Origin of the sequence: Microvirga pakistanensis (assembly GCF_004458765.1) — a bacterium.
In the GTDB taxonomy this organism is placed as follows: domain Bacteria; phylum Pseudomonadota; class Alphaproteobacteria; order Rhizobiales; family Beijerinckiaceae; genus Microvirga; species Microvirga pakistanensis.
The window spans coordinates 1-9,337 of record NZ_SPJX01000048.1 but is presented as its reverse complement, the minus strand read 5'-3'; the positions used below and the strand labels follow the sequence as shown (position 1 = coordinate 9,337).

Genomic DNA, 9,337 nt, shown 5'->3' with positions numbered 1-9,337 from the left:
CGCCTCAATGCCACGGCGGCGTGGAAGTCTGTAACCTGCGTTGCCGCGTGAGCCCGTCAGTTGAACGCATTTGCCTCAGTGCGTCCGCCATCAGTTAATGTGACAACGCCCACAGCGGCATCAATCTTGGAGGACAAGACTATTTCCCGTTCGGCGTCGTGGAGAGGCCCGGCAGTGACGTTCTTCCGCCCAGGGACAAGGGCCGGTTTGCGGTGACGAAGACCGCCAGCGATGAGTACGTGTTCCGCGCGGTGCCGCTGCGCAACGTTGAGCTGACGGCACCGTACTTCCACAGCAGCAAGGTCTGGAACCTGGAGCAGGCGGTGGCCGTCATGGGCGTCGCCCAACTCTGCCAGGAGCTCACGCCGCAGGAGACCAGCGACATTGCCCCCTTCCTACGCACCCTCACGGGCCAGCAGCCCCGTGTCGAGCTACCGTTCCTGCCTGCCAGCACAGCCGAGACGCCGCAACCCGAGCCTCTGGTTAAGAACTCGTTAGAGAAAGGTGACGCGGTTGGGAAACAGAACAGCCTACGATGACTAGGATCACCGCGACAGGGTAGGACGGTGTCTTCTACAAGCGGATTTCCGATACACAGTTTATAGAATTGGTGATCGCCGGCACGCTCGCGAAGCCCATTGTTCCAACAAGAATGCTTCTGTTAGACCTTCTCGTTCTGAGCCCGATGATGAGCAACGAGAGCATTGGCATGGCCATGGCCCATCTTGTGCTCTGATTTGAGAGCAGCAACCATTTCCATGTGTTTTTTGCCAATCATAGCATCAAGAATTTTCATCCAGTGGCTAATCGGCTGGCCATAATTTTTCTCGATGGAAGGAAAATAGGAAGCGGGACCTTTGACTTGGTTTCCTTGAGCCATTTGACGGATGCCTTACCCAGCCCAGTGTGAGTACGAGTACTAAAGAATCCTGGAGGACTCGCTGACGTCAAGCGGCAAACAGACGTGGTGCTGTGCACAAACCATGTAAGCCAGGCTGATTTGTGTCGGCTTCGGGTCGGGTACTGAAATTTGTTCACTGACAGGAACGTCGGGCGTTCCTATCCTAAGCTGACATTCAGTCTACTTCCGGAATGTGCCAGAAGGCGACATTTCGGGTTACTGAGGGTCAATCGGATCACCAGCAGCAAGCTGGCAGGCGCTGCAGGCTGCACATCGCTTGGTTAGTCACCGCGAGGTCTATTGTGTGCAGAAGCGTCGGATGAGGTTGCCCTTGAGCGCGTAGTAGTGTCGTGACTTGGCCAATGCGTGAGCGAATCCACTCAAATTCGATGCCTTTTAACCGTGCCACAATTAGGGGATTGTTCACGTACTGCGCATTCGTCGCGAGTTGTTCGGCCTCGTCCCGAATGTATTGAGCTGTTTTTCTGACCTCTAGATTTCGCGTTCTTGCAGCATCTGTATCGCCTGGAGTTGTTGCTAGAAGTAGGTCATTTAGGCGCTCTAAATTTTCAGCAAAGTTCACGAGTATGCCATCGACGCTAACGATATTTTCTGCTACCGCTTCAAAAATCCTGAAGAAATATACAGAGTAGGGTTGAGTTATTCCCCTCACCTACCTTTCATAACCATAGATTCATGGCGGGATACAGTATCAATATACTGTGCTATATAATACATTCTAAGTTTATGTTCTTCAAAAACAGCCTGTTCCGTTGCTGCTTTCAGCATCAACTGCATGATTACGGTTTGCTCGGCATTTTCCCTCGCGGTATTTTCCAGCTCTTTTTGCTGCTCTGCAAGGACAATACGTGTTTGTTCTAACTCTAGCCTCTGCAACTGGAGTTCCTGCCGTTGCAGCCAAGTTGCAATGATAATCCATAAGAAAGCGAGCGGAGCGATCCAGCCCGAGAGACTATCTCCAAGAGCATCGATTTTGGCTTCCGAGAGTTCTTCCCAACGAAGCCACGCAAAGGCAGCACTGCCGATCAACCAAACGGATGTGCCAATCACTCCGGCTCCAAATGCTCCAAAGCGCTTCGAACTCATCTGCAGATCTCCTGCCGCAATCTAGGCGTGGGGCTTGGCCATGTGAACCGCGTCCTACTTGAACAATCGTGGTATTCCCTAACGAAGGCGGCCGCTCAAAAACGTTTGTTTATGAGTACCCCAGGTCAGGGGTTCGGCATGCCAGCCGCCTTTGATCTAAAAGAAGACCTTTTGACAATGTCAGCGCCGTGCCAGAGCCGGTCCTTCGCACCATTCCCCCTCTGGAGCCGATACCGCCTTCTCCGCCGTCTTCGAACTCCTGCACGTGTTTGATAAATCTGGGCGCGCTCGGCACGAGAAAAGGGCCGCTGTTTCCAGCGACCCTTCTTCGAAGTTGGCCTACAAGATTAATCCGCGAGCAAGTGTAGGGCGGGCCCCGACTTGAACGCCACTCAATTCTTACGCGGCTTTGACGCCCTGGAGGAAGGTGGCAACCTCGTGGCCAAGGTCGCTCGAGTGGCGCGCCAGCTCCTGAGCCGTGCCTAATACCTGGCTGGCCGCAGCTCCCGTCTCACCCGCCCCCTGCTGCACGTCCACGATGCTTCCCGTGACCTGCTCGGTGCCGCGGGCGGCCTCCTGGACGTTGCGGGCGATCTCCGCCGTAGCGGCACCCTGCTCTTCCATGGCGGCGGCGATCGAGGTGGAGATCTGGCTCATCTCGGCGATCGTGCGGGCAATCTCCTGGATCGCAGAGACGGTCTGCTGCGTCGCCTGCTGCACCGAGCCGATCTGCTGGGAGATCTCCTCAGTCGCCTTGGCGGTCTGCGTCGCCAGTTCCTTCACCTCGGACGCTACTACGGCAAAGCCCTTACCGGCTTCACCGGCACGCGCCGCCTCGATGGTCGCGTTGAGGGCCAGCAGGTTGGTCTGGCCGGCGATGGTGTTGATCAACTGCACCACGTTGCCGATCCTCTCGGCTCTGGCGGCTAACTCCTGCACGGTAGCGGAGGTGTGCTGTGTCCCGGCGACTGCCCGTTCTGCTACTTGGGACGATTGGCTGACCTGGGAGGCGATCTCACGGATGGAGATGGAGAGCTCTTCGGTAGCCGCTGCCACGGTCTGCACGTTGGCAGAGGTCTGCTCGGCCGCGGACGCTGCGCTGACGGTCTGGTCGTTGGTCCGGTCAGCGACTTGGGTCATCGATTGAGCGGTCGCTTCCATCTCGATCGCGGCGGCCGACAGGCCCTGCGTCAGCGAGGAGACATTCGCCTCAAACTGCTTGGTGAGCTCGTCAAGGACTTGCGCACGGCGCATCTTGGCGCCCGCCTCAACAGCAGCTACCTCGTCGGCTGCTTGCTTTGCGATCAGCGCATCCTTGAAGACTGCCATAGCGGACGCCATTGAGCCGACCTCATCCCGGCGACCGACACCCGGAATAGCGATGCTCAGATCGTTCGACGCAAGACTGTTCATCGCCTCGGTCATCAGCCTGATCGGACGGGCAATAGCGTGGCTCAATGACAGCCCCGCCGCAATCGCAATACCAATGAGTGCGGCCATCCCAATCAACGCCGTGATCGTTGAGGACGAATGAGCCTGCTGCGCCTCCTGTGCGCGCTGGCTAAGAAGGGCGCGCTCCACCTGATCGATTTCCTTCGCCTTCTGACGGATGCCGTCCATAGCGGTCTTGCCGGCTCCGCTCGCCTCCCAAGCGCGGGCTTGCTCGCGGGTGCCCGCGTCGGCCATCAAGGCAATCTCCTTCTCGGCCACTTCGCTGCGCCAGGACTGCGCGAAGCGGTCGAGCTCTGCGAGGCGTGCCTGCTGCTGCGGGTTGTCGGAGGTCAGCGTCCTGATCTCGTTGAGGGCGCGGGCGTAGCTTTCAAGACCGCTCTTATAGGGTTCGAGGAACTTCGGATCCGCAGAGACCAGGTAGCCGCGGATGCCGGTCTCCTGATCGACCATGGCGGCCGTGACCCCGTTCAATTTCTCGAGCACCAAGTAGGTATGGCTCGTCCATTTTTCGGTGTCGCGAATGACAGTCAAATTGTGAAAGTTTAACAGGGTTGTTGTGGCAGAGACCAGAGCGATCAAGGAAAAGGCCGCCAGTAGCTTCTTGCCAATTGGCAAGTTGTTCAGGAAGTTCATTGTTGTTGCGCCCCAGTGCCCGTTTGTCAGGCGGGAAATTGTTGTTTGTGTCCGGGAAGGTCATTTTTAGCGTGAGGTTTTATGCCTTCCTCGGCATATCTGCATTGTAGCGAGAGGTATGGACCCTAAGATGTGCTAATTACTAACTTCGCTTTGTTCAAATCAATCCGTATAAATACCTAATAAACAATATAGCGATATTAACTAAGTTTTAGGCCTTTGATTTGAGCGCACCATGAGGTTCTTACACGCGGAGCTTTGGGTATCTTTGCGTGACTCAGTGGAGGCTCCAACGGTTATGCGGGCGGCCGCCGCCCATTCATGCCTCCAGAACTTTAGGTCCAGAATGGGTCAAAAGCGGAAGCATTACCTCATACCGAGAAGGTCTGTTCACAAGGGCTTCTCGGATCATCAGCCTTGAGGCTGCAATTCTGCACATGAAGGTCCACTTCCCACGAGTTCCATCATCGCCGCTCAAAAACGGTCGTTTTTGAGCAAGCCTTCACAGCCGGATCACATCTGACGGATGTCCTCGAATCCAGGAATTGAGCCAAGCGACCCTATCGTTCAGCTCCTAGACAAAGCGGAAATCGTCGGCATGGAGGTTCGAGAGGGTGACGTTCTTCAAGGTGATGGAGCTGCCGGCGCCGGCGGTGATCACGACGTTGCTGCCGGACTGCGTAGAGGCTGCGAGCACGGCCGCATGATCGGAGAACACGGCCGTCGAGAACTCGATGACGTCGTCTGTGTTCGCGCCGGCCTTGAAATCGGTGATCACATCCACCCCAAAGCCGACATCGAAGACGAATGTATCCGAGTTCGAACCGCCGGTGAGCGAGTCATTGCCTGCTCCGCCGACGAGTGTGTCGCCTCCGGATCCGCCGCTCAGCGTGTCGTTTCCGGCGCCGCTACCGAGGTTGTTGGCGCGCTCGTCGCCGTAGAACAGGTCATTTCCAGCCGTGGCGGCTGTGGCCATGTCGAAGAGCTGGGCATAGGTCCACACCGTCCCATCGGCGAAGCGCATCTCCTCGATCCGGCTAGACGTACTGAAGACTGCCTCATCAAGGAGAACCTGATCGGTTCCGGCCCTTAGCAAGAGATCATGTCCCGAGCCGGTCTGAGAGACAACGATCTGAGACGCGATAATGCCGGCTCCGAACTGCAGCACATCCACATCAGTGCTGCCGAAGCCGTTGTCACTGATCGTCTCCTGACCGTCGCCGACATTGAACAGGTAGACATCACTGCCGGTTTTCCCCTGAAGGGTGTCGCTGCCTGTCCCGCCGGCAAGGGTATCGCTGCCCGACCCGCCATACAGGTTGTTATTTCCGGCCCCGCCGCTCAGAGCGTTAGCCCGTTCATCGCCGTAGAAAACGTCGTTCCCAGCAGTGGCAACCGTCGCCATGTCAAGCATCTGGGCATAGGTCCAGATGGTGCCGTCGGCAAAACGCACCTCCTCGATCCGGTAGTAACTATTATAGATCACCTCATTCAAAGTGACCTTATCGGCCCCGATGGTTAGCTCGAGATCATGGCCGGAACCAGCCTAGCTGACGATCACGTTGGAAGCGCTGATGCCGGCTCCGAGCTGGAGGCTATCCACGTCACCGCTACCGAAGCCGTTGTCGTCATTGAGGGTGTCCTGACCGTCACCAGCGTTGAAAAGGTAAGTATCGCTACCCGAGTCACCCTGAAGGAAGTCGTTTCCGATTCAACCGGAGAGGGTATCGTTGCCATAGCCTCCATACAGAGTATCATTGCCAGCCGCACCATTNCATGGTGAATATTTGATCATAGGTCCACATCGTGCCGTCAGCAAAGTGCACTTCCTCGATCCGATACAGAGAGCTGTAAGCCGTCTGGTCGAGAGTGACCTTGTCGGTGCCGATGGTCAGGAGGAGGTCTTGCCCGGCGCCCGCCTGACTAACAATGACCTGCGCGGCCGATATTCCCTTCCCAAACTGGAGCACGTCACCGGAATCGGATCCGGTGTCGTAGACAACGTCTTGTCCATCACCGTGGTTGAATATGTAGGTATCCAGGCCCAGTCCGCCGACCAGAGAGTCACTGCCTGTGCCGCCGGCCAACGTGTCGCTGCCCGACTGGCCGGTCAGAGTATCGTTTCTTGAATTGCCTATGAGAAAATTCGCACCATTGTCGCCGGTTAGCTTGTCATCGAAGGTACCGCATTCCAGACCCTCGATGCTGACATAGACGTCACCGCTCGCATCAACATTCCCGGACTTCGTGCCCGTTGCCAGATCGATCGTACGAGCTGAAGTGCCATCTCGATAACTTGCGACATCGACGCCTCCGCCTCCGCTGAGGGTATCCCCTCCAGCACCTCCCCAAAGCGTATCGTTGCCCGTGCCACCTATCAGCGAGTCACCATCGCTTCCTCCGAAGAGGAAGTCGATTCCATCACCGCCGGCAAGAGTGTCTGTCCCACCTCCGCCGCTGAGCAAGTCGTTGCCATCACCACCAACGAGGCTATCGGCTCCTCCCGCTCCATCGAGAGTGTCGTTCCCCAATCCGCCATCGAGCGTGTTTGCGTAAGCATCGCCCGTGAGATCATCATTGTACATCGATCCGACGACGTTCTCGAATCCCGTGAAGCTGTCACCGGCACTGTCTGCTCCGGTGGAAAGGTTCACAACCACCGCTGCATTGGCGGTTTCATAACCTAGCGTGTCGACGCCATCTCCGCCATCGAGGTAGTCGGCACCAGGGCCACCTAGGAGCGTATCATTACCCGCTCCGCCGAAGAGGCTGTCGATTCCATACCCTCCGTCGAGCCAATCGTTGCCGTCGTTTCCATAGACCGTTTCGGCGCTTCCCAGACCAAGGAAGAAGTCGTTGCCCGATGTGCCGTTGAAAGTGGCAGCGGCATCGACCGTCAAGGATACTGTTGCGGTGGCGATGCCGCCTTTGCCGTCCGACACAGTGTAGTCGAATGTCGTAGTCCCTACGAAATCCGGATCGATCGTGAAACGGATGTCTCCGCCGCTCGTCAGAGTCACAAGTCCATGGCTCGATGCGTAAGCCGAAAATAGGCTGAGTTGATCTCCGTCGGCATCATGCGTCCCTTGCAGCAGTTCAGCTCCTGTCAGAGTGAGCGCCAGTCGCTGGGTCAGAGTCCTGAAGATCGGTGCTGCCGTCGGTGCCGTGTTGCTGCCCCCAATATAGATCGTTCTGTCCTGGAAGGTCAGGAATTCGGCGCCCGTGACGGTGTCCGTTCCATTGAAGCCGGCCACAAAGGTGACGCTACCATCGAATGTGATCGTCGCCCGCGCCACCCCAGAGCGAGTCATCGCCATCTCCTCCAGACAGGATGTCATCGCCTGCTTCACCATGCAGAACGTCCTTGCCGGCGATGCCGCTAAGCGTGTCATCTCCGATTCCGCCCACAAGACCATTATCCTGGTCGTTGCCGATGAGCTCGTCGTCGAATCCAGACCCCTCCAAGTTCTCGATGGCGATCAGCACATCGCCTTGGGCAGCACCGGCCGAGAGATCGATCGAAACTGCGGCCCCCGAGGTCGCGTAGCTGGCGGTATCAACACCCTAGCCACCATTTAGGGTGTTGTTGCCTCGGCCGCCGGAAAGAAGGTTGGCAACTTCGTTCCCGGTCACACGATCATCGCCATCACCTAGATATGCATCTTCGATGACGGTTCCGACTGCGGTAGTCAGGTTGTTACCTGCAAGTTGACTGGTATGGCCCTGTTGCAGGTCGAGCACCGCGTTCTGGAAGATCGCCGACGCGTTGATGGCGTCGTGGCCTGCGCCATCACTCAGGATGCGGCGCGCAGCATCGGCGCCGGACGTCATGTTTCCGAAATCGGCCGTATAGACGTAGACGTCATCGTTGGAAGCAGCGTCGCCATAAATCTTCAGCGACCAGCTGTTCACATGGCCGATCTCGCCCGTTGCGGCATCCCGGACGATCAGAGTCCAATTGCCCTGACTGAGTTCACCCCAGTTTTGAACGCTTGCATATGTTTTGATCAACGTATCGTTCGTCGAACCACGGTCCGTCAGGCTGCCTGGATCAACCCCAGACGATTGATGAGCCGGCTCCTGGTTCCGTCCGGCGAAATAAGCTCAACGATAAGATCGCCAACATTGGTGTGGTTGAGGTCGATCGTGACCTCGACGTGATCGATTTCGATCCGGTTGGAAACATTGATCGAACTGGAGACTGACGCGCCCGTGTTGTCTGGAATGTCCTGGTTGACGGCAGCCGTGTAGGCCGCGGAGACCTCGTTGGCCGAAGTGCTGGTCTTGGTCCAGGTTTCTGCAAGGCGAACGGCTGCACGGGCATCAACGAGACCAAAGCCGTAGTCACGGCTGACGTGAAGGCCGCCACCGTTCCAGTTGCTTGCACCGTTGGTGATCCAGCCGGCGCTTGTCGGATCGGTGTTCCAGGCGGAATAGGCCAGGATCTCCTGAACATCCCGCCATCCCAACAAGGGATTGGCATCGAGCATCAGGGCTACGACGCCAGCTACAAGGGCGTACTTGCAAACGTGCCGCTTCCTATAGCGTAATCGGCTCCCAGTATTCCATCCGCATTGCTGTAGCCGTCCGCTCCTGGATCGTCAGTGCTGAGGATAGCCGTCCCCGGCGCGACAACCAGAATCGAAGTACCACGGTTGCTGTATGCAGCAACTGTGCCGTCTGAATTGATAGCACCGACCGTGACAGCATGCCGCGAACTCTGATTGGCGTACTGGTTGACGTCGATTCCTTGCGCTGCCTCGTTGCCGACTGCAAACAGAGTGATGGTTCCAAGCCCGCCGCGTCCTGACTGCGCGTCTGCCTTGATGCTTTCCGGGAAGTCCAGACCTGTCGTCCAGCTGTTGCTGACGATGTCGACATTCGCAAAGCTGTCGTAGCTTTCGAACAGAATGGGTGATCGTTTCCGATTAACGTCGAGCCGTAGGCAACGCCGACCATCCCCTCCGACCAGTTCGGCTCACTCTGTTCGCAAGAGGCCAACCTTCTAATAAGCCGCCTCGCTCAAACCTGCGCTAAATGACTAAGAGCAGGTATGGCGAGGCGGCTGTTCGATTTAGGACCGTAAGCTCCTCAGTTATAGGACACGATCCCGTATTCGCAGGGTTTTAATGATTATCCCGCGGCACGCCGAAGGTCTGTGCGACCTTCTGGTACTTCACGGCGGGCTTGAGCGTCATGCCCTCGGAGAGCTGGTCGACCATGGAGCGCTGGATTTCCTGCCAG

Annotated in this window: 11 protein-coding genes and 2 pseudogenes; 1 reads left to right on the top strand and 12 read right to left on the bottom strand. The window is 57.2% G+C overall.

The window, feature by feature from the left end; translation table 11 throughout:
- Positions 1-212: 212 nt before the first annotated feature.
- Positions 213-539: a hypothetical protein gene (locus E4K09_RS02575; protein ID WP_193557234.1), complete on the top strand. Its 327-nt coding sequence runs from the start codon at positions 213-215 to the stop codon at positions 537-539.
- Positions 540-661: 122 nt separating this feature from the next.
- On the opposite strand, the gene E4K09_RS02570 is transcribed toward E4K09_RS02575, so the two are convergent.
- The 12 genes and pseudogenes from E4K09_RS02570 to E4K09_RS30935 all read right to left on the bottom strand — a co-directional run bounded on the left by E4K09_RS02570 (position 662) and on the right by E4K09_RS30935 (position 8,966).
- Positions 662-880, bottom strand: coding sequence for a DUF4287 domain-containing protein (locus E4K09_RS02570; protein ID WP_134494973.1), 219 nt, complete (start codon positions 878-880; stop codon positions 662-664).
- 256 nt (positions 881-1,136) lie between these two features.
- On the bottom strand, positions 1,137-1,574 hold the full coding sequence (locus E4K09_RS02565) for a hypothetical protein (RefSeq protein WP_134494971.1): 438 nt from the start codon (positions 1,572-1,574) through the stop codon (positions 1,137-1,139).
- Complete coding sequence (locus E4K09_RS02560) at positions 1,571-2,008, bottom strand: hypothetical protein (protein WP_134494969.1); 438 nt, start codon at positions 2,006-2,008, stop codon at positions 1,571-1,573. Before E4K09_RS02560 ends, E4K09_RS02565 begins: the two co-directional genes overlap by 4 nt.
- 399 nt (positions 2,009-2,407) lie before the next feature.
- Positions 2,408-4,093, bottom strand: a complete 1,686-nt coding sequence (locus E4K09_RS02555) for a methyl-accepting chemotaxis protein (RefSeq protein ID WP_134494967.1) — start codon at positions 4,091-4,093, stop codon at positions 2,408-2,410.
- Between the two features lie 574 nt (positions 4,094-4,667).
- Complete coding sequence (locus E4K09_RS30615; RefSeq protein ID WP_280177440.1) at positions 4,668-5,069, bottom strand: calcium-binding protein; 402 nt, start codon at positions 5,067-5,069, stop codon at positions 4,668-4,670.
- Between the two features lie 21 nt (positions 5,070-5,090).
- Positions 5,091-5,612, bottom strand: a pseudogene (locus E4K09_RS30020) (calcium-binding protein); the annotation flags it as partial.
- 192 nt (positions 5,613-5,804) lie between these two features.
- Positions 5,805-5,867: pseudogene (locus E4K09_RS30945) on the bottom strand (hypothetical protein); the annotation flags it as partial.
- Position 5,868: 1 nt separating this feature from the next.
- Positions 5,869-7,446 (bottom strand): cadherin-like domain-containing protein (locus E4K09_RS02540; protein WP_193557233.1); only part of this gene is annotated, 1,578 nt, incomplete at its 3' end.
- Positions 7,358-7,579: a calcium-binding protein gene (locus E4K09_RS30940; protein ID WP_166802122.1), complete on the bottom strand. Its 222-nt coding sequence runs from the start codon at positions 7,577-7,579 to the stop codon at positions 7,358-7,360. The genes E4K09_RS30940 and E4K09_RS02540, both read right to left, overlap by 89 nt.
- Positions 7,580-7,657: 78 nt before the next feature.
- Complete coding sequence (locus E4K09_RS30610; protein WP_280177439.1) at positions 7,658-8,134, bottom strand: proprotein convertase P-domain-containing protein; 477 nt, start codon at positions 8,132-8,134, stop codon at positions 7,658-7,660.
- Positions 8,131-8,583, bottom strand: a complete 453-nt coding sequence (locus E4K09_RS02525) for a proprotein convertase P-domain-containing protein (RefSeq protein ID WP_134494959.1) — start codon at positions 8,581-8,583, stop codon at positions 8,131-8,133. Before E4K09_RS02525 ends, E4K09_RS30610 begins: the two co-directional genes overlap by 4 nt.
- A 17-nt stretch (positions 8,584-8,600) precedes the next feature.
- Positions 8,601-8,966, bottom strand: a complete 366-nt coding sequence (locus E4K09_RS30935; RefSeq protein ID WP_425293805.1) for a S8 family serine peptidase — start codon at positions 8,964-8,966, stop codon at positions 8,601-8,603.
- Between the last annotated feature and the right edge of the window lie 371 nt (positions 8,967-9,337).

What these genes read in the sequence shown, in the direction of transcription:
- E4K09_RS02560 (WP_134494969.1), bottom strand. Translation starts at nt 2,008, where the DNA reads ATGAGTTCGAAGCGCTTTGGAGCATTTGGAGCCGGAGTGATTGGCACA.
- E4K09_RS02555 (WP_134494967.1), bottom strand. Translation starts at nt 4,093, where the DNA reads ATGAACTTCCTGAACAACTTGCCAATTGGCAAGAAGCTACTGGCGGCC.
- E4K09_RS30615 (WP_280177440.1), bottom strand. Translation starts at nt 5,069, where the DNA reads ATGGCCACAGCCGCCACGGCTGGAAATGACCTGTTCTACGGCGACGAG.
- E4K09_RS02525 (WP_134494959.1), bottom strand. Translation starts at nt 8,583, where the DNA reads ATGCTCGATGCCAATCCCTTGTTGGGATGGCGGGATGTTCAGGAGATC.
- E4K09_RS02570 (WP_134494973.1), bottom strand. Translation starts at nt 880, where the DNA reads ATGGCTCAAGGAAACCAAGTCAAAGGTCCCGCTTCCTATTTTCCTTCC.